Raw genomic sequence first — 19,266 nt, 5'->3', positions numbered from 1 at the left:
CACTATACTTTGCACACACGGCCGCAGAGCGCGAACCGCGCGCGTTGGCTCTAACCGCCCCATTATACTCGCGCGCCACTGTGCGCTTGCGAAAATCAGCTCACCTGCAGAAAAATCAAACAGTGGGTTGGGCGCGGTTGATTCGCAAGTTCATCCGAACACGTCTTTTGCCGTCGAACTTAACCGGATGCGTGCGGCTTCACTATCCGATCGCGCCCGATTTGCGGTGCATCGAGGGCCATCGCCCATCGCCGGAGCCCCTTCCCCTGCTTCTCCGAAACTCTTTGCTCGATGTGCAACACGGCACTACCTCGTGGGTTCCTGTGAGTCTCTCACGATGTCGTTGTAGCCTTTGAGCGCGGCGAACGGCATGAACTGCCTGCCTCGATCGTCGCCGGGGATGGCGGTGTGGATGCCCTCCTCGGCTACCCTTCGCGCGATGTCGTCGAGTACGCGTTTGCGATAGGCGCGCTCATCGGCGGATATACCGGCCCAGATACTGGGTGAGGGAATTCCCGCCGCCCTGATTGCCTCTTCGAGTGCCGTCTGGCTCTCTGCCCGACGCTCGCCGCCCGATGTTGTCCCCATCATGCGCGATGGCCTCCGATCTGCAGGTTCCTCTCCCGTGCATTTGCCTCGGGAAGCAGGCTTGTGCCCGCGAGCACCGCGTTTTTCCCAAACCGCTCCCGCACGGCCACCATCGTCTGGGCGAGAGCGGCCTCTCTGGCTTCTTTTCCCTGCTCACCGAAGAGGGATGGCTGCACGCTGCCCTTCTCGATGAGCTCGCCGAGTGAGATGTTCACGCGCCTTATGGCGAGTGCGGGATTGACGTGCTCCTCATAGAGCGCGAGCAGTGCGCTTGTCACCTGGGACACGGAGTCGGTCGGCTGCGGAAGCTTCGCGCTGCCGCCCGCACCTATGAAAGGCGCCCGTCCGCCGCCCCATGCGTGATGGCTGAAGTTCGACGCCGAGTAGCCGACGTAGAGGCCGACGCCCGTTGCGGCGAGCCCCTTCTCGGTGAGCTCCAAACACGACGCGAGCGCCATCTCGCGGATGAGCGTTTGCACCTCGCCGAAGCGGTAGTCGCGCATGAGCACCTGCCCGTTCGAGAGGGAATGTCCGTGCCGTTTGTAGTTCCTGGCCTGGGAAATCGTGCAAGGTTCCTGACCCCACGCGTGGTCGAGTAGGAACAGCCCGTTCTTACCGAACTCCTTCACGATCGATTTTTGCGGCAGGGTGCATATGCCCGCGAGGTCGAAAACGCCGCGCCGCTCGAGTCGCCGCGCGATGCCGGGGCCGATTCCCCAGATGTCGGTGATGGGGCGGTGGAACCAAATCTCGCGCTTCCACGAGATGTCGTCGAGCACGCCGATGCCGTCGGGGGCGTGCTTGGCGCACACGTCGAGCGCCACCTTCGCCATGAGGAGGTTCGGGCCGATGCCCGCCGTGGCTGTGACGCCGGCGCACTCGAAGGCCGCATCCATAAGCGTCCTTGCGAACGCCTTCGCGCTCAGGCCGTAGAGCCTCAGGTACGGGGTGGCGTCGACAAACGACTCGTCGATCGAGTATACGTGCATGTCGTCGGGGGAAACGTAGCGTTGATAGGCGCCTACGATGTTGGCGGACACCTCCATGTAGCGGCTCATGCGCGGCATGGCGCAGGTGAACTCGATGCTGTCGGGAATGTCGCGGAGGCGGCAGCGGTTCTTCACGCCCTGCGCCTTCAGGGCGGGCGTGATGGCAAGACAGATGGTGTTGGCGCTGCGGGTGGGGTCGGCTACCACGAGGTTTGTGGTGAAGGGGTCAAGCCCGCGGTCGGCGCATTCGACCGATGCGTAGAACGACTTCAAGTCGATGCACAGGTAAGTCTTGCCGCCGTCGTTCGAACTGCCGTCCAAGGCGCCTCCTTCAATCTCCACAGTCTGTTCGCTGTTAAATTTCGAACCTATGTTCGATAATAACAGACTATGCAAGAGGATTGGGTGAAAGATGGGGAAGGGCGGCGAAGACGTGCGCACAAGCGCTATGTCGATGTGTTCATGCGTCTTACCGACGAGGGGCGATTTGACCCGCTTATCGTCATGTGGCCTGATGGGCGGGCGTTTCCGATTTCAGAAGTGCTCGATCGGGGAAGTTTTGGCCCTGCGTATCGCGGCGTGTCGACCGCGCGTTATCGGGTGCGCATCGGAAGCCATGTGACCAATCTTTTCCTCGAGCGGCACGTGTTTGACGCAACGCTCGGCAAGCCGCCCGTCGTGCGATGGTGGGTAGAGGCGTACGGGTGAAGTTGTGAGCCTGTGGGAGGTCGCGAGGGCGCCGAAGCTGTGGGAGGTTGCGGGGCCGTGGGCCGCGAGCCCGTGGAAGGTGCGGAGGCCGCGCGCTACCCCGCCCAGGCGCGGATGCGGTAGCGCACGCCGAGCTTTTCGCAGATGGCGCGGCACTTCTCCTCGTCCTCGTGCGAGATGGTGGTCTCGACGGTGGTCATGACCACGTTGGGCACGTAGCGCTTGACCTCGCGTGCGAAATCTATCACGGCGTCGAACGACTTCTCGCCGAACGAGCTGCGCACGATTTTTTGGTATGTTACTGCATCGGGGGCGTTCAGGCTGATGGATACCGTGTCGATGATCCCCTCGAACTCCGGCGCGATGTCCCGTCCGCAGATGAGCGACCCTAGGCCGTTGGTGTTCATGCGCGTGGGCAGCCCAAACGTCTCCTTCACGTAGCGCGCGACGCGCATAAGCGTGTCCCATGCCTCGGTTGGCTCGCCGAAGCCGCAGAACACGACTTCGGAGAACCGGCTCATGTCGAACCCATCGAACGCCGCAATCACTTCCTCGTAGGTCGGCTCGTGGGAAAGCCAGAGGCTCTCCGCCTCGCCGACGCTGTCGGAAAGCCCGCGCACGCAGAAGGTGCAAGCGCATGAGCAGCGGTTGGTCAGGTTCACGTACAGCCCGTGGTGCACGCGGTAGAGGATCGTCATGTCCTTGTTCACGGTGGTGCTTCTTTCGGACGCTCTTGTTGTTCCCGCCTACTCTAGCGCAACCATCCCTTGGGAGTAGGGGAAAGTCGCGAGAGGCTTAGTTCCGCGCGGTGAGCAGGGCTGTCGACAGTCAAATCATCGAGTCTTGTCCGAAAGGGAACGAGAAGCTTGTCGGAGTAGTGGCAGGGGTGTTGTCGACGCACCGACCACTCCATATTTGTGCGCAAATTCGTAATCGACTGCGAGGCACGTTCCCCGTTGCGGGGAATGGCGACAATCATTGTGAAGTTGAGCTGGACGGCTGCATCGCGATTGATAAAAAACGCCGGCAATTGTTAGGTTGCCGGCGTTTTCTCGTTACTTGGTGTCACTGCCCGCATCGCCTCAATACGAGGCAGGCGGGTTGGGGCTGGTGTCCCCTGCGCGGTAGACGCCTTTACGCCTTTGCGCCAGAAGTGGCCTTCTTCGGGGAAGGTGCTTCTTCCTTCGTGTTGCTTGCGGTGCGAGCGAGGATGTTCGCGTAAATCGCGCCGGAGATGTTATGCCACACGCTGAACACAGCGCCAGGCACGGCGGCAAGCGGCATGGTGGCGAAGTGCATGGTCGCGAGCGAAGTTGCAAGACCGGAATTCTGCATGCCAACCTCGATGGACAAGGTGCGCATCTGCGCCTTTGACAGGCCGAGGACGCGGCCAACCCCATAGCCGAGCGCGTAACCGCACACGTTGTGCAGCATGACGACCGCGATGATCAGCCAGCCGACCGTCATGAGCTTCGCGGCATTAGCGGACACGACTGCCATGATGATGAGGGAAATCGCGATAACGGACACGAGCGGGAGCACCTTCGAGCAGGCTTGCGCGACCTTGGAGGCCACGGCGTTGATAACGAAGCCCAAGGCGATCGGCACGAGCACGACCTGGACGATGGACATGAGCATGCTCACGTAGGACACATCGACCGCCTGGCCGGCGAGCAGCAGCACGAGCGCCGGGGTGACGACAGGCGCCATGATGGTCGTGCACGCGGTCATGCCGACGGAAAGCGCGACGTCGCCCTTGGACAGGTACGTCATGACGTTGGAGGACGTACCGCCTGGGCAGCAGCCGACGAGCATGACGCCCACGGCGAGCTCGGTGGGCAGCTGGAAGACCAGGCAGAGCACCCACGCGATGAGCGGCATGATAATGAATTGCGACAGGATACCGGTGATCACAGCCTTCGGCTTGGTGAACACCACTTTAAAGTCGGAGAGCTTGAGCGTCATGCCCATGCCGAACATAACGATGCCGAGGAGAGGGTTCACCCAGCTTGTAGGTAGGATCGCATGAACCGGTTCGGGGACAGCCATCGCGATAATGGCGACCAGCAGTGCAATGATGGCCATCCATTTGCCGGCGAAGTCGCTGATTTTCTCAAGTACTTTCATTTCCAAACCTTTCCTGCGAAAACAAACGAGCCGCACCCGGTTGGGATGCGGCTCGAAACTAGGACAAGGCGGTAGTGTAACGGTTTGTTACCGATTTGTTAATTAGGAATTTGAAAAAATACCCTATTTATTCAATCGGATTTCGCGAAAAGCCCCGCTAGCAGCTTGGGAGCTTCCAACGGGGCTTTGACAGAGATGCCGTTTGCTAGTTCCCGATCATCTCGGAAAGGGTGCGCCAACCCAGTTCGGCGCACTTCACGCGGGCGGGCATGCGGGAGATGCTCTCGAGCTCGGCCGCCTCGTCGAGGTCCTCGCGCTCGTCCTCGGTGAGCTCCTCGCCCTTCACCATCTTCAGGAACAGCCCGCACAAACGGCGCGCCTCCTCGATGGTCTCGCCCGTCACGAGGTCGGCCATCATGTCGGCGGACGCCTGCGACACGGCGCATCCGTGGCCTGTGAACGCGGCCTCCTCGATCACGCCGTTTTCCACGCGCAGCTTCAAGACCAGCTCATCGCCGCAGCTGGGGTTCACGCCCTCGTGCTCGTCGGTGGCGTTTTCCAAGTCGTATTTGTAGTCCGGGTGCGCATTGTGCTCCATGAGCGCCGCGGTGTAGATATTACCCATTGAAAGTACTCCAAACGTTCTTCAGGCCGGCGATCAGCTTGTCCACGTCGCCCTTGTCGTTGTAGAAGGCGAGGCTCGCGCGGCAGCATGCCAGATTCTCCACGCCAAGCCAGGTGAGCAGGGGCTGTGCGCAGTGATGACCTGCGCGGATGGCCACCTGATCCATATCGAGGATGCTCGCCACGTCGTGCGGGTGAATGCCGCGCACGTTGAAGCTGATGACCCCATGGTGGTCTTCGGGGCGCGGGCTGCCGATGATGTCGATGTAGGGCAGCTGTGCCATTTCCTCCATGCAGTATTTCACGAGCGCCTTCTCGCGAGCGCCGATCACGTCGAGTCCGACCGACTCCACGTATGCGATCGCTGCGGCAGTGGCGTAGATTCCCGCCGCGTCCTGCGTGCCGGCCTCGAACTTCTCGGGGACGGGCGCCCAGGTGGCGTCCTGCTCGGTGACGGAATCGATCATCTCGCCGCCGGTCAGGAAAGGCGGCATAGCGCGCAACAGCTCGTCTTTGCCCCACAGCACGCCCATACCGAAGGGTCCGAAGATCTTGTGGGCGGAAAGCGCGAAGAAGTCGGCGCCAAGCTCTTCCACGTTCACGGGAATGTGCGGCGTGGATTGCGCGCCGTCGATGACGAAGTAGCCGCCCTGCTCATGGACGCGACGTCCCAGCTCGGCAACGGGGTTTTCCACGCCGAGCACGTTGGAGACGTGCACGACGGAGAGGATCTTCGTCTTCGGCCCGATCTTTTTGTCCATCTCCTCTGGCTGGATGATGCCGTCCTCGTCGGGGTAGAGGTAGACGAGCTTCGCGCCTGCGTCGCGGCACGCCTGCTGCCAGGGGATAAGGTTCGAATGGTGCTCCATGATGGTGATGCACACTTCGTCGCCCGGCTTGAGCACGGTGGGGGCGAAGGCCTTCGCCACGATGTTGAGCGATTCGGACGCGTTGCGCGTGAGCACGATGTCGTGCCAGTCGGGCGCGCCGATGAACTTGGCGACGCGATGGCGCGCCACCTCGATGGCCTCGGTGGCCTCGACCGATAGGCGGTACAAGCCGCGAAGCGCGTTCGCGTTCATCTCCTCGTAGAAGCGGCGCTGCGCATCGAGCACGGTCTTGGGTCGCTGCGCAGTGGCGGCGCTGTCCAAAAACGCCAGGTCAGGATGGTTCGCCAGAAGCGGGAAGTCGCGCTTGTAGGGGTTCTCCGCGATGTTGGCGGCGCATACGATGTCGCTCGCCGTGGCGGAGGTTGCGGCTGCGTGCGCCGCGTCGGCGATCGCGCATGCGGTGGTGTCGCTGGCCGCTTGCTCGGCGGCGCGCGCGATAAGGGAATCGGTCTGGCTCATGTTACATCGCCTCTTCGTCTGCGCCCACGAGCTCGAAGGGCACGTTCAGTTCTGCGGCAAGGCGCGCAACCGAGGCGCGCACCTGGGCGTCCGGCGCGTTGATGGCCGCTTCCTCAAGGGTTGCGTTCGCGAACAGCCGCTCGGCAGCTTCCTGGGAAATGCCGCGTGTCATCAGGTAGTTCATCTGCTCGGGACGCACGTGGCCGATCGTGGCCCCGTGGTTGCCCGCCACGTCGTCCTCGTCGCACAGGATGGTGGGGATGGTCTTGTTGACCACTTTCTCGTCGGCAAGGAGCACCGTCTCGCGCTCGGTGCCTTCCGCGCCCTTGCAGCCGTGCACCAAATCGATCGTGCCGCGCAGCACCTTGCGGGACTTGTCGGCCAAAACGCCGTTGGCATCGAGGTTGCAGGTGGTCTTCTTGCCGCGATGGCGCACGATGTAGTTGAAGTCGCGGCGCTCGTCGCCGTGTCCCAGGTAGCGCGTGCGGATGGTGGCGTCTGCACGGTCTCCGCGCAGGTCGCAGGCAAGCCCGGTGTAGGACTGCCCGGCGCCGAGCACGCGGTGGTCGACCTGGATGCGCGCATCCTCGCAGGCGATGTATCCTTCGCCGTCGAGAGCGATCCAGCCTTGCCCGAGCGTGTGGATGGTTGCCACGTTCACCCGTGCGTTCTTGCCGGCGAACACGCGGGCGTACAGGCCGATGATGCCTGCGCCGGCGTCGGGGGAGTCGAACGCGACGTTGAGCGTGATGGTGGAGTTCTCCGCCGCCACGATGTCGACGCAGGCCACGTTCGCCTTGCCGTCGATGCCGTTGACGCGGATGGTGGCGCGCTCCGTGGCGCCCGCCTTGGTGGCAAGCACGATGCGTCCCTCGCGGGCTCCGCCGACTTCCTCCAGATAGGACGTGGCCTCATCGCCCAAGGCGCACTCGAAGGTGCCGGCGATGCTTTGCGCCATCTCTTCTTCCACGGCGCGCTTCTCGAACACGGAGAGCGCGGGGATGTCCAGGTCATGAGGGTCTACGTCGGGGCGGACCGCCTGCAGGATGGCGCGCGCGTCGGGCGCGGCCTTCGCGTTCGCGGCGTCGAGCTCGGCCTGGGCGGTTGCCACCGCCGTATCGAAGGCGTCCTGCGCGCCGAGGAGCGCCTCGTCGGCCTCGACCACGGCAGACCGCGCGGCCTCAAGCCCTTCGGGCACGTCGACGGTCGTCTCGTTCATATGCAGCTGATGCCACGTTGCTGCGGGCATCGCGTTCACGTGATTTAAAGTGAGGGCGCTCATTATCCAATCGCCCCTTCCATTTCAAGCTTGATGAGGTTGTTCATTTCCACGGCGTATTCGAGGGGGAGCTCCTTCGAGACCGGGTCGGCGAAGCCGTTCACGATCATCGTGCGTGCCTCTTCCTCGGGAATACCGCGGCTCATCAGGTAGAACACCTTGTCGTCGCCGATGCGGCCGATAGTTGCCTCGTGGCCCACGTCGACGTGCTTGCAGCGGATGTCCATCGCGGGGATGGTGTCGGAGCGGCTGTGGTCGTCCAGCATAAGCGACTGGCACGACACGCTCGCGACCGAGTTCTCCGCGGCGGGGGTCGCCACGACCGAGCTGCGGAACGTCGACACGCCGCCGCCCTTCGAGATCGACTTCGTCTCGATGGCTGCCGTCGTCTCGGGTGCCGCCAGGACGACCTTGCAGCCGGTGTCGAGGTTTTGGCCGGCGCCTGCGAAGGTGATGCCGGTGAAGGTGCAGCGCGACTTGCGCCCCTTCAGGATCGACATCGGGTACAGGTAGCCCACGTGGCTGCCGAAGGAGCCGGAAACCCACTCAATCTGGCCGCCCTCGTCGCACACCGCGCGCTTGGTGTTCAGGTTGTACATGTTCTTCGACCAGTTCTCGATGGTCGAATAGCGCAGCTTGGCGTTCTTGCCCACGAACAGCTCGACCGCGCCCGCGTGCAGGTTCGCCACGTTGTACTTAGGTGCCGAACAGCCCTCGATGAAGTGCAGGTCAGCGCCGTCTTCCACGATGATAAGCGTGTGCTCGAACTGGCCCGCGCCCTTCGCGTTCAGACGGAAGTAGCTTTGCAGCGGGAAGTCGAGCTTGGTGTCCTTCGGGACGTACACGAAGCTGCCGCCCGACCACACCGCGCCATGGAGCGCCGCGAACTTATGGTCGGTCGGGGGGATGAGCGTCATGAACTTGTCGTGGATGAGCTCTTCCCACTTCGGGTCGTGCAGCGCTTCCTCGATGCCCGAGTACACGATGCCCATGCGCGACGCGGTGTCCTGCATGTTGTGGTACACGAGCTCGGAGTCGTACTGCGCGCCGACGCCGGCCAGGTAGCTGCGCTCGGCCTCGGGGATGCCCAGACGGTCGAAGGTGTTCTTCACGTCGTCGGGCAGGGAGTCCCAGTCGCTTTTTTGGTCGGTGTTGGGCTTGACGTAGGTCACGATGTGGTCCATGTCCAGCCCGGCGATGGAGGGACCCCAATCAGGGGTTCTGCTCTCGTGGTAGATCTCGAGCGACTTCAAGCGATGCTCGAGCATCCAAGAGGGCTCGTCCTTTTTCGCCGAGATCTCGCGCACGATTTCGGGAGTGAGGCCGGCGTCGAGTTTTTCCGCCGCCTCCTCGCCGTATGAGAAGTCGTAGAGGCTGCGGTCGATGTCCGCGACCTCGGTGCGTTGCTTTGCCATGGTTGGGCCCCCCTACGCGTCGGCTTCGGGGGTTGCGGCCTGCTCGAAGCGCTCGAAGCCGTGCGCGTCGATGTCGGCGATGAGCGCGGCATCGTCCTCGTGCACCAGATGCCCCTTCACCATGACGTGCACGCGATCGACGTCGACGTGCTCCAAGATGCGGGTGTTGTGCGTGATGATGATGAGCGTGCCGTCGCAGGTCTTGCGGTACTCCTGGATGCCGCGGGACACGACGCCGAGCGCGTCGACGTCGAGGCCGGAGTCGGTCTCGTCCAAGATGGCCAGCTTCGGCTTGAGAAGCAGAAGCTGCAGCATCTCGAGCTTCTTTTTCTCGCCGCCGGAAAAGCCCACGCCCAGCTCGCGATCGAGATACGCCGTGTCGAAGTCGAGGCTTTTCGCCAGTTCGCGCACGTGCTTGCGGAATTCCTTGCCCTTCATCTTGAAGCCCTCGCGGCCCTCGACGGTGGCGCGCAGGAAGCTCGACAGCGGCACGCCGGGAATCTCGACCGGCGCCTGGAAGCTCAAGAAAAGGCCCGCGCGCGAGCGCTTATCGGGGGAAAGATCCGTAATATCTTGCCCGTCGAAGGTCACGGTGCCCGAAGTTACGCTATACTCGGGATCGCCCATGATTACGTGGCCGAGCGTCGATTTGCCGGCGCCGTTCGGGCCCATCATGACGTGCGTCTCGTGCGCGCCGATCGCCAGGTCGATGTCGTGGAGGATGGGTTTGTCGCCTACCGAGGCCGACAGCCCCTGCAGTTTCAGCAGCGGGCTCGTTGCAGTGGTTTCCATGAAATATGCCCCTCTCGTCTGTGCATAATCCTATGAATTTTCTAGGAATAAAATACCGCGACGCGCTAAAATGTCAAGTAATAGATTCCTTTCGCGCTAGAATAAGTATGCGAAATCGAGTCGGCCGCACCCGGGCTTTTCCGAGGGCGAACCGTATCACGAGGGGGAAGTGAGGATAAACGATGCTGGTAACCACGAAGGGGCGCTACGCGATGCGCCTCATGATCCGCATTGCCCAGCAAGGCCCCGACGGGAAGGTTCCCCTGCGCAAAGTGGCCGAAGAGGAGGACATCTCGCTGAAATACCTTGAGCAGGTGGTTCGTCCGCTCATGGCCGCGGGGCTCGTGCGCAGCGTGAGGGGCAAAGGCGGCGGCTACGCGCTTGCCCGCGAGGCGTCCGAAATCCGCGCAGGCGACGTGCTGCGCGCGGCCGAGGGCTCCACGGTGCCCGTGGCGTGCAACGCGCTCGAGGACGACGTGATCGGCTGCCCGCGCAAGGGCGAGTGCACGACGGTGCGCTTCTGGGCGGGGCTTGACCAGGTGATCGAGGAGTACGTCGACTCGGCCACGCTCGCTGACTTCCTGGAGTACGCGCCCAAGCCCGGCATGGCCATCGAGGGCTGCTAGCGTTTTCTCCCGCAGGCGCGGCGCGTCGGAGGGTCGCCTGCGTTCTTGTGTCGAATGCGTCTTGCTCGCCTCGAGCGTTTGCGTGTCGCACGCCGCGCAGGCTGAGAGATGACGTGGCGGTATGCTTATTCTCGACGCCGCGCAGGGGGATGGCGTCGCTCGGCGCCGCAAGTCTTGTGATGCGCGCTTTCCCCAAACCTGGTAAAGTTCGCGCATGGAAGACATTCTGTGCGACATATCGGCGTTTCGCTTTCATCGAACCCCTCCGCAGGTTCTAATGCTGTGCCCTCCTTACCCCGACAGGGCGACCGATAACAATCGTGCAGGCTTCAGGAGCCATGTACTCACCCATGAGATACTCGGTATCCCCGTCCATCTTTTAGCGACTGATCGCAAACGCCGGCTGAACAACGTGAGCACGGTATCGCACCTCGTTACAAACGAGTTGCCATTTGGGTGCATACAGCAAACAGACCTCGGTATTTCAACGGCAAGTCCTCTCTATTCACTATTTAATCTTGCCTCACATGTCGACGAAAACCATCTTGTTATGGCGATGTACGAATTCTGCGGCACGTTTTCGGTATTTCGGCCGAGCTCAGTTGTTGAAGCGCTTCTCGAAAGCATCGACTCTTCCGACCTGTTTCCCCGGTCATTCGGGTGGCGGCGAGTCAAAAGTTCTTCGGGGAGAAAGACCGACCTTTGGAGACGCGAACCCCTTATTGAGCTGGGCGAATTGGGACAATTCGCCGACGTCATGAAAAGTGAACGCGGCGGGCGGCGTTTCGCGCGCGCCGCGAAACGCGTGACTGGGGTTACCGCTTCGCCGTTCGAGGTCCAAGCTTCGATGCTCTTCTCGACGCAAAGATGCAAGGGCGGCGAGGGCTTTTCGGGCTTCGTCAACAACGAGCGAATTCCGCTTTCGACAAGCGCAAGGCGCATCTATGGGAAATCGACGTGCTACGCCGACCTGCTGTTCGACGTTCCCAACGGCGCAAGCCCGCTTATCGTCGAATGCCAGGGAAAAGTGGTCCACGACGACTACGATTCGGCGATTTCGGACTCCGACAGGACGACCGCGCTTCAACAAATGGGTTTTACTGTCATGCCGCTTACTTATCGGCAGATATCCGATCAGGCAAACTTTGATACGGTGCGCAGGATGGTCGCAAGGCAAATCGGAGTCGCGTATCGAAGCAAAAGCCCCAAAGAGATTCGCTGCGAGATCGACCTGAGGCGCAACATCTTTATCGATTGGACAACTCTCGGGCGCTAAATTGTGCGCTTTTACTGCATCGGGGCGTTCCTATGCATAAATATGCGCGAAGTGCGTACCCTACTAGCGCGTAAACTAGTCTGCTGATTCCAGCGACGTGAAAAAGCCCAGTTCGTCAGAGTAAAGTCTCTTGATTTAATGAGGAGGTGCTTCCAAGGGTACGCACTTCGCGCATATTTGTGCACGCGCCCCGAGGCAGCGACGTCTCCAGGTTGCTTGTGGCTATGGAGGGAGAGGGGGAGGGCAACTTTGCAAGGTGCTCGCCGGTTCTTGTCCTTTGAAAGTTATGCCACACTTGTGGAATTGACTATCTGTACGCTTGTGCGGGGCTGATTCCCCTATACAATGCAGAAAACGCGCTTTCCCTGGGGAGAGCTGCGCCATAACGCCGCCAATCAAACGCAATCTCAACTATAGAAGGAGGGGCGGGCTTGAAAAACGTGCTGCGCGTTCTCAAACGCGATTTCCTTCGCATTCTGAAAGCACCGGCGTCGATCGTCGTCGTGCTCGCGCTCATCGTCTTGCCTTCCCTTTACACGTGGTTCAACGTCGTCGGTTTTTGGGACCCCTACGGCAACACCGGCAATCTGCGCGTCTGCGTGGTGAACGAGGACGAGGGGTCGTCGAGCGATCTTACGGGTGAGATCAACCTTGGCGATATGGTCGTCGAGCAATTGCACGACAACGACCAGCTCGGGTGGGATTTCGTCGATTACGACACCGCCATGGAGGCCGTGAAATCGGGGCATGCCTACGCGGCGTTCGTGCTGCCTCGCGATTTCTCCTCTGACCTGCTTACGCTGCTCTCCGGCGACTTCCAGCAGCCTCAGCTTGAATACTACGTGAACGAGAAGATGAACCCTGTGTCGCCGAAGATCACCGACACGGGCGCGAACACGCTCGACACCACGATCAACTCCACGTTCGTCGCTACCGTCGCGAAAACGGTCACCGACGCGCTTGGCGAGGAAGTCGGCGTCGCGCAGGGCAAGATCGACGATGCGCACACGAACGCCCTCGCCGGGGTTGACAAGGCGCAACAGTCTATCTCCGGCGCCCGCGATTCCGTCCAGGGGCTTCGCGACGCGGCCGACCAGTCGCAGGCGAAGGTGGCCGACGCTGCCTCGCTGCTCTCCGATGCGGACGAGGTACTCGACGATCTGAGCGGCCAGATGCTCATCGTCCAATCGCTCATGGGCACCACGCAAACGGACGTCTCGAAGCTGACATCGGGCCTGATGGGCGCGATGGACTCGGGGTCGATCTTCCTTTCTCAGTCGGCCGCCAAGATAAACACGGCCATCGGCGGCGCTGCGGGCTCTGTGACCGAGGCGCAGGGGCGCGTCGATGGCGCGATCGCCCAGGGTAACGCCATGGTGTCGGCGAGCCAGGCGGTTGTGGCCCAGATGGAGGCGCTCGTTGCCCAGATGGACGACAGCGATCCCAACAAGGCGAGCCTCGAGAAGGTGATCGAGCGGCTGAAGCAGTCGAACACGAACGCCTCGCAATCGCTCTCCGAGCTCTCCGACATGAGCGCCGACATGGGCCGCGTGGCCGAGTCGGTCTCTTCGGCGTCCGACTCGGTGAACACCGCCGTGCAAACTACCATCTCGAACGTGGACTCCTATCGTGAGACGCTCTCTTCCGACACGTTCCCCGCCATCAACGCGGGCGTGGGGAACTTGAACGTCGCGGTGGGGAATTTGGCCGCTGCCGCATCGGCGCAGCGCGTGCTTGTTGACCAGGCGATATCGCTCACAGGCCAGCTTTCCGAGACGCTCACGACGGCGAGAAGCGCGCTCGATCAGACCGACGGCGTGCTTGCCGACCTGCAGACGAGCATCGACACAGTGAAGACCGACCTCGTGGCGCTGAAGACCTCGACGGCGATCACCGATTTCTTCGGCGACGGCACGACGATCGACGCCGAGAAGGTGGCGAGCTTCATGCAGTCGCCGACCGAGGTGAAGACCGAGTACCTCTTCCCCCTGAACGCGTACGGCTCGGGCATGGCGCCACTGTTCATCAACATGTCGCTGTGGATTGGCGTGTTCATGCTCATGGTGATCATGCGCATCGAGGTGGACGACGAGGGCATCGAGAATCTCACGGCCGCTCAGCGCTACATCGCGCGCTACCTGTTCTTCGGGGGGATGGTGTCGCTGCAGGCAATCGTGTGCTGCGTCGGGTGCCTCGCCATCGGCGTGCAATGCGAGTCGGTGGCGCTGTTCCTCCTGACGGCGGTGCTCGCATCGCTTACGTACCTGGCTATCCAGCTTACCCTGTCGACCACCTTGCAGCATATCGGCAAGGGCATCTGCGTCATCTTGATCTTCGTGCAGATTCCGGGTGCGACGGGTTTGTACCCTATCGAGATGACCTCGCCGTTCTTCCAGTTCATCTACCCGTTCTTCCCGTTCACTTACGGCATCAACGCCCTGCGTGAGACGATTGCCGGGTTCTACGGCCTTGAATGGGGATCGTTTATGGCTCACTTGGGGATCTTCTTCGCGATCTTCCTGGCGATCGGGCTGGCTCTGAGGCCGTACTTCTCGAACCTTATCCGTATGTTCGCGCGCGAGATCGAGCGCTCCGATATCATCAACGGCGAAGAGGTGCACCTGCCCGAGCGCCGTTTCCGCGTCGCCCAGCTCGTGCGCGTGCTTTCCGACCGCGAGGATTTCCGCCACCATATTGCCGACCATGCCGCGCGGTTCATCTGCTGGTATCCGCGCCTGAAGCGCGGCGCGTTCATCGTCGGCATCGCGGTGCCGGCGGTCATCGCCATCGTGTTTGCGGTGACGGCGATGGAGAAGGTCGTCGCCTTGACGTTGTGGCTCGTGTGGCTCGTGCTCGTGCTCACGTTCCTGGTGGTGGTTGAGTTCATCCGCGACAACATCGAGCGTCAGGCGTCGTTGAACGCCATGACCGATGACGAGGTCCGCACGCTGTTCGCGGCGCGCAAGGTGTTCATGCAGCCTACCATGGTGGGCGCGCCCGCCGGTGGGGCTTCGGCGCGAAGCTCTGCGACTGATTATTCGCGGACGAGCGCGCTCGACGAGAAGGACAGCGCTGCGCTCGACGCGCTTATGGCCGAGCTGCTCTCGCGTGGGAGCAAGGAGGTCGTCGGCCGGCACGCCCATGGCAAGACGGCGCGCGGGGAAGTTGCGAGTGCTGTGGTCGCTGGGAAGCCGACGGGCGCTGCAGGTGCCACGGGTGCTGCTGATGTCGCGGGTGCTGCTGATGTCGCGGGTGCTGCGGGCGCTCCTTCTGAAGGCAACGCGAAACCGCAGGTAGCGGGCTCTCAAGCTGCTAATGACGACACGGCTCCTATGGGCGCGCACGCGATTCCCGGGTCGGACGGCGCTCCTCTAGGCGCGCATGCCGCCCCGGATGCTGACAAGGCTTCCACAGGCGCCCATGCCGCTGTGCACAAGGGAAAGGCAACGTCGGGGGCGCATGCGGCGCCAAACGACGCACTCGGCAGTGTGCCTGCTGCAGGGGATACCCCCGCTGCGGGCGATTTCGTGCCTGGTGGCGAGGTTGCTGCGAGCAATTCCGCACCTGGTGGCGACGCTGTCGCGGGAGGTTCCACGCCTCCTTCCGCGTCTGAATCGAAGTCGGATGAGAATGGGGAGGTGCGATAGATGAGGAATATCTGGCGCATCTTCAAGACCGACATGAAACACCTGTTCAACAACTCGATCACGGTGATCATCGTGATCGGGCTCGTGTTCTTGCCCTCGATTTTCACGTGGTACAACGTCATCGCGTGCTGGGACGCGTTCGGCAACACCGGCAACCTCACCGTCGCCGTGGCGAACACCGACGAGGGCTACGAGAGCGACCTTGTTCCGCTCGAGATCAACGTCGGCGACAAGGTGGTGAGCGCGCTTCGTGCGAACGACCAGCTCAACTGGACGTTCACAACTGAAGAGGACGCGATCGACGGCGCGCAGTCCGGGCGTTACTACGCTGCCGTGGTGATTCCCCAAAGCTTCAGCCGCGACATGATGACGTTCTATTCCGACGAGGTCGAGCACGCGAACATCATCTACTACGCCAACGAGAAGAAGAATGCCATTGCGCCGAAGGTCACCGACCAGGGTGCCGATCAGGTGTCGAACCAGGTGAACCAGGTGTTCTTGGAAACGCTTTCCGATGTGGCGCTCTCCATCGTCTCGTCGCTTTCGAAGTATTCCCAAGACGCCGATCTCTCTGGCGCGGTGGGAACGCTTGCCGACCATGTGGACAACATGGCGGGGCAGATGACGGGTGCGGCGTCGGTTTTGGGAATGTATTCCCAGCTCATTGACTCGTCGCAGTCGCTTATCTCTCAGTCGGGCATGCTGCTCGGGCAGACACGCGACGAGGCGGCGAAGGTCGGCGACATCGCGAAGGACGGCGGCGCGGGCGTCTCCGACATCGCGAGTGCGCTCTCGGCGTCGGCAGATTCCCTTTCGCAGGCTATTTCCGCATCCGCCGAGAGCTACAAGGGCATTAGCGCCCAGATCAGCGACGTGTACGACAGCGTGGGCGATCTGACGGGCGACACTTCGCAGCACCTACGCAATCAGGCGGCAGTTGTGGAGGCCGAGATTGGGGACTTGAATTCGATCATCAGCGCGCTCGAGGGGATTCAGGATAGCGTCGATGGGCAGCACGCCCCCTTAGTCGAGAGCATGATCGCCCAGCTGAAGCAGTCGGTGTCGCTCCTCCAGCAGCTTTCGGACTCGCTGTATCAGGCGGCTGACAACATCGAGTCGGGCTACGATGACGCCGTCGCGCAGCGCGCCGAGATCCAAGAGCTCGCGGACAAGGCTGCGGCCAGCCTCAACGATGCGAAAACGGAATTCAACGACAACGTCAAGCCGGGTTTGGACGAGCTTTCTGCATCGGTGTCGAGCATGGTTTCCACGCTTCAGGGCAGCGCCGCGAAGCTCGATGCTGCGGGCGGCGAGATAAGCGGCGATGCGGATTCCGTCGCGTCCAAGCTCTCCGGTGCGAAGGCGAAGCTCGCCGATGCGCAAAACGAGCTCACCTCGACGGCTGGCGAGCTCACGACGCTGAGCAGCAACTTGCGATCGGCCCTTGCGAACGGCGACGTTGAGAAGCTGCGCGAGGTCATCGGCTCGAACCCCGCGGTGCTTGCCTCTGCCGTGACGACGCCGGTAGCGCTCGATCGCCATGCGGTGTTCCCGGCCGACAACTTCGGCTCGCAGATGGCGCCGCTCTACACGACGCTCGCGCTGTGGATCGGCTCGCTGCTCATGATGGTGGCGATCAAGCCGGCAGTCTCCAAGCGAGGGCTCGCCGAGCTCGACAACCCCAAGCCGCGCGAGCTCTACTTCGGGCGCTACTGCGTGGTGGCGGTGCTGTCGCTTTTGCAGACCACCTGCGTGGGCCTTGGCAACATGTTGTTCTTGGGGGTGCAGGTGAGCCATCCGCTGTTGTTCATGCTGTGTTTCTGGGTATCGGGTTTGGTGTATTCCCTGTTCATCTACACGTTGGTGCTTGCATTCGCGAACCTGGGCAAGGCGATTGCCGTCCTGTTCCTCATCTTGCAGGTGACGGCGGGCGGCGGTGCGTACCCGCTGCAGGTGCTGCCCGAGTTCTTCCAGATCGCAAGCCCGTTCATGCCGGCGACGCACACCATCAACGCCATGCGCGCGGCCATGATGGGCATCTACAACGGCGACTACTACACGTCGATGGGCATGCTGCTCCTGTTCGTGCTGCCGTCGCTTCTGCTGGGCCTTGTGCTGCGCAAGCCGCTCGAAGGCTTCATGAGCTGGTTTGTGGAGAAGGTCGAAGAGTCGAAGATGATAGCGTAAGCGTTTGGGCTGCGGGCCTCTGGGGTCGTCGTGACTGGCTGGGGCTCGCAGCACATGATTCCGATCGGACTGTGGCGCCTGCTAGCCGAGTTCTATGCTGTCCGCGCCGTCGACGCGCAGGTCGGCGTTGAAGAACGCCTTGAGCGCGCGGGTTGCGAGCGTCACGTCGCGGACGCCGATCGTCTCGAAGCTCGAATGCATAGCGAGTTGCGGCAGGCCGACATCGACGCCATGCATGCTCACCTGGGTGTTCGACAAATTCCCCAACGTGGACCCGCCTGGCGAGTCGCTCCTGTTCGCGAAGGCCTGGTAGGGGATTTCCGCGTCGTTGCAGATTGCGCAGAAGGCGGCGCGGCTGAAGGCGTCGGTGCAGTATTTCTGGTTCGCCGCTTCTTTCACCACGATGCCCCGGTTTAGAAACACGCGGTTGCCCTCGTCGAAGCGTTCGGGGTGGTTGGGGTTTACGGCGTGCGCGTTGTCGCAGCTCACAAGCATCGATTTCGCGATGGCGCAACGCAGGTCCTCGCAGGAGAGGCCCAGTGCCGCATTCAGACGCGAAAGCGTGTCGGCGAGAAGCGTCGACATGGCGCCCTGTTTGGTGTTCGAGCCGACCTCCTCGTTGTCGAAGCACGCGAAAACCGAGATGCTGCGATCGTTTTCGGCGGCAAGGAACGCTTCGAGCGCGGTGTATGCGCAGGCCAGGTCGTCGAATTTCGGGGAGGAGGCGAACTCGCCCGCGGCGCCCCAGATGCACGGCTGCTGGCGGTTGACGAGGAACAGGTCGCGCGCGACGATGTCGCTTTCGGAGATCCCCAGCTCATTGGCGATTATCGCGTCGAAGGTGGTTTTGCCAAGCGCGCCTGCGGAGAAGAGCGGGCAGAGGTCGACCTGGCGATTCGGCGAAAACTGCTGGTTGATGTCGCGCTGGATATGCGGCGGCATGCTGGGGATGAGCGCGAGCGGCTCGGCAGATTCGTACAGGAGGCTTTCCACGCGATTGCCGCTTTTCACCATCACGCGGCCCGCAATTCCGAGGGGCCTATCGAACCACGTGTAGTCGACGGCGCCGCCGTACACCTCCACATTGAGTCGCTGCGATTCGCCTGGCCCTGTGAGCTCGGCGTTTGACTTCACCTTGAAGGTGGGCGAGTCGCCATGCGATGCGGTGATCTGGAAGTGGTAGTTGTCGAGCGAGGTTCCCACCTTGAAGGCGATGACGCTCGAGTTGTTGCGCGTCGTGTAGTATGTGCCGCCTTGCTCGATGTTCCACGGCTGGGTCTCGGAAAGATAGGTGAACCCCGCTGCGGTCAGGCGTTTTCCGATTGTTGCAGCAGTGTGGAACATACTCGGGCATTCGCCGATGAAGTCGAGGAGCTCTTGTGCTGTGCGGGCGTCCTGAGGCATCGGCTTGGTGCCGCCTGCGCGGGTGCTCTGCGGCGTTTGCTCGGTGCTGCTTTGGTTCTCTTGCGTCATTTCGACCGTCCCTTCGAATCGTCTGCCCCAGTCTAGCACGACCCGACCCGACCCGACCCGACCCGACCCGACCCGACCCGACCCGACCAGACCCGACCCGACCAGACCCGACCCGACCCGACCCGACCCGACCCGACCCGACCCGACCCGACCCGACCCGACCCGACCCGACCCGACCCGACCCGA

The 19,266-nt window shown here is 62.2% G+C and carries 15 protein-coding genes; 5 read left to right on the top strand and 10 right to left on the bottom strand.

The features are described from left to right. Positions 1-306: 306 nt before the first annotated feature. On the bottom strand, positions 307-591 hold the full coding sequence (locus Q0I65_RS04185; protein ID WP_296060242.1) for a hypothetical protein: 285 nt from the start codon (positions 589-591) through the stop codon (positions 307-309). After that, the gene (locus Q0I65_RS04180) at positions 588-1,898 is read right to left on the bottom strand and encodes a DNA repair protein (protein ID WP_296060240.1); all 1,311 of its coding nucleotides are present in this window, start codon (positions 1,896-1,898) and stop codon (positions 588-590) included. The genes Q0I65_RS04185 and Q0I65_RS04180 overlap by 4 nt, the downstream gene beginning before the upstream one ends. 84 nt (positions 1,899-1,982) lie before the next feature. Between Q0I65_RS04180 and Q0I65_RS04175 the strand changes: the two genes are divergently transcribed. Further along, positions 1,983-2,285 (top strand): hypothetical protein, encoded by a 303-nt coding sequence (locus Q0I65_RS04175; protein WP_296060238.1) that lies wholly within the window; start codon positions 1,983-1,985, stop codon positions 2,283-2,285. A 95-nt stretch (positions 2,286-2,380) separates the two neighbouring features. Here the strand turns inward: Q0I65_RS04175 and Q0I65_RS04170 are convergent, their stop codons facing one another. The 7 genes from Q0I65_RS04170 to sufC all read right to left on the bottom strand — a co-directional run bounded on the left by Q0I65_RS04170 (position 2,381) and on the right by sufC (position 9,871). After that, entirely contained in the window at positions 2,381-2,995 is a 615-nt protein-coding gene (locus tag Q0I65_RS04170; protein WP_296060235.1) for a TIGR04100 family radical SAM protein, read from the bottom strand. 424 nt (positions 2,996-3,419) lie between these two features. Further along, entirely contained in the window at positions 3,420-4,412 is a 993-nt protein-coding gene (locus Q0I65_RS04165; protein ID WP_296060233.1) for a bile acid:sodium symporter family protein, read from the bottom strand. 205 nt (positions 4,413-4,617) lie between these two features. Next, the gene (gene sufU / locus Q0I65_RS04160; protein WP_296060230.1) at positions 4,618-5,037 is read right to left on the bottom strand and encodes a Fe-S cluster assembly sulfur transfer protein SufU; all 420 of its coding nucleotides are present in this window, start codon (positions 5,035-5,037) and stop codon (positions 4,618-4,620) included. Continuing rightward, positions 5,030-6,385, bottom strand: a complete 1,356-nt coding sequence (locus Q0I65_RS04155) for a SufS family cysteine desulfurase (protein WP_296060227.1) — start codon at positions 6,383-6,385, stop codon at positions 5,030-5,032. Before Q0I65_RS04155 ends, sufU begins: the two co-directional genes overlap by 8 nt. Position 6,386: 1 nt before the next feature. Then, positions 6,387-7,667, bottom strand: coding sequence for a SufD family Fe-S cluster assembly protein (locus Q0I65_RS04150; RefSeq protein WP_296060223.1), 1,281 nt, complete (start codon positions 7,665-7,667; stop codon positions 6,387-6,389). Continuing rightward, the gene (gene sufB, locus Q0I65_RS04145) at positions 7,667-9,079 is read right to left on the bottom strand and encodes a Fe-S cluster assembly protein SufB (protein WP_296060220.1); all 1,413 of its coding nucleotides are present in this window, start codon (positions 9,077-9,079) and stop codon (positions 7,667-7,669) included. The genes Q0I65_RS04150 and sufB overlap by 1 nt, the downstream gene beginning before the upstream one ends. Positions 9,080-9,091: 12 nt before the next feature. Beyond that, positions 9,092-9,871: a Fe-S cluster assembly ATPase SufC gene (gene sufC / locus Q0I65_RS04140; RefSeq protein WP_296060218.1), complete on the bottom strand. Its 780-nt coding sequence runs from the start codon at positions 9,869-9,871 to the stop codon at positions 9,092-9,094. Positions 9,872-10,053: 182 nt separating this feature from the next. Here sufC and Q0I65_RS04135 point away from each other — a divergent pair, with 182 nt between their 5' ends. The 4 genes from Q0I65_RS04135 (at position 10,054) to Q0I65_RS04120 (ending at position 17,607) form a co-directional block, all read left to right on the top strand. After that, positions 10,054-10,497: an Rrf2 family transcriptional regulator gene (locus Q0I65_RS04135; RefSeq protein WP_296060216.1), complete on the top strand. Its 444-nt coding sequence runs from the start codon at positions 10,054-10,056 to the stop codon at positions 10,495-10,497. Positions 10,498-10,711: 214 nt separating this feature from the next. Further along, positions 10,712-11,773 carry a hypothetical protein gene (locus Q0I65_RS04130; protein ID WP_296060214.1) on the top strand — a complete coding sequence of 354 codons (1,062 nt, stop codon included), beginning with the start codon at positions 10,712-10,714 and terminating at the stop codon, positions 11,771-11,773. 440 nt (positions 11,774-12,213) lie between these two features. After that, positions 12,214-15,420, top strand: coding sequence for a YhgE/Pip family protein (locus tag Q0I65_RS04125; protein WP_296060412.1), 3,207 nt, complete (start codon positions 12,214-12,216; stop codon positions 15,418-15,420). Then, on the top strand, positions 15,421-17,607 hold the full coding sequence (locus Q0I65_RS04120) for a YhgE/Pip domain-containing protein (protein ID WP_296060211.1): 2,187 nt from the start codon (positions 15,421-15,423) through the stop codon (positions 17,605-17,607). Positions 17,608-17,688: 81 nt separating this feature from the next. On the opposite strand, the gene Q0I65_RS04115 is transcribed toward Q0I65_RS04120, so the two are convergent. Then, on the bottom strand, positions 17,689-19,080 hold the full coding sequence (locus Q0I65_RS04115) for a M18 family aminopeptidase (RefSeq protein ID WP_296060209.1): 1,392 nt from the start codon (positions 19,078-19,080) through the stop codon (positions 17,689-17,691). Positions 19,081-19,266 lie beyond the last annotated feature (186 nt).

It is taken from the genome of uncultured Ellagibacter sp. (assembly GCF_934643285.1).
Classification (GTDB): Bacteria; Actinomycetota; Coriobacteriia; order Coriobacteriales; family Eggerthellaceae; genus Ellagibacter.
This window is presented reverse-complemented; position numbering and strand designations above follow the sequence as displayed.

Coding starts and splice junctions, on each gene's coding strand:
- Q0I65_RS04185 (WP_296060242.1), bottom strand. CDS start 591: ATGATGGGGACAACATCGGGCGGCGAGCGTCGGGCAGAGAGCCAGACG.
- Q0I65_RS04115 (WP_296060209.1), bottom strand. CDS start 19,080: ATGACGCAAGAGAACCAAAGCAGCACCGAGCAAACGCCGCAGAGCACC.
- Q0I65_RS04165 (WP_296060233.1), bottom strand. CDS start 4,412: ATGAAAGTACTTGAGAAAATCAGCGACTTCGCCGGCAAATGGATGGCC.
- Q0I65_RS04135 (WP_296060216.1), top strand. CDS start 10,054: ATGCTGGTAACCACGAAGGGGCGCTACGCGATGCGCCTCATGATCCGC.
- sufB (WP_296060220.1), bottom strand. CDS start 9,079: ATGGCAAAGCAACGCACCGAGGTCGCGGACATCGACCGCAGCCTCTAC.
- Q0I65_RS04150 (WP_296060223.1), bottom strand. CDS start 7,667: ATGAGCGCCCTCACTTTAAATCACGTGAACGCGATGCCCGCAGCAACG.
- sufU (WP_296060230.1), bottom strand. CDS start 5,037: ATGGGTAATATCTACACCGCGGCGCTCATGGAGCACAATGCGCACCCG.
- Q0I65_RS04130 (WP_296060214.1), top strand. CDS start 10,712: ATGGAAGACATTCTGTGCGACATATCGGCGTTTCGCTTTCATCGAACC.
- Q0I65_RS04155 (WP_296060227.1), bottom strand. CDS start 6,385: ATGAGCCAGACCGATTCCCTTATCGCGCGCGCCGCCGAGCAAGCGGCC.
- Q0I65_RS04120 (WP_296060211.1), top strand. CDS start 15,421: ATGAGGAATATCTGGCGCATCTTCAAGACCGACATGAAACACCTGTTC.
- sufC (WP_296060218.1), bottom strand. CDS start 9,871: ATGGAAACCACTGCAACGAGCCCGCTGCTGAAACTGCAGGGGCTGTCG.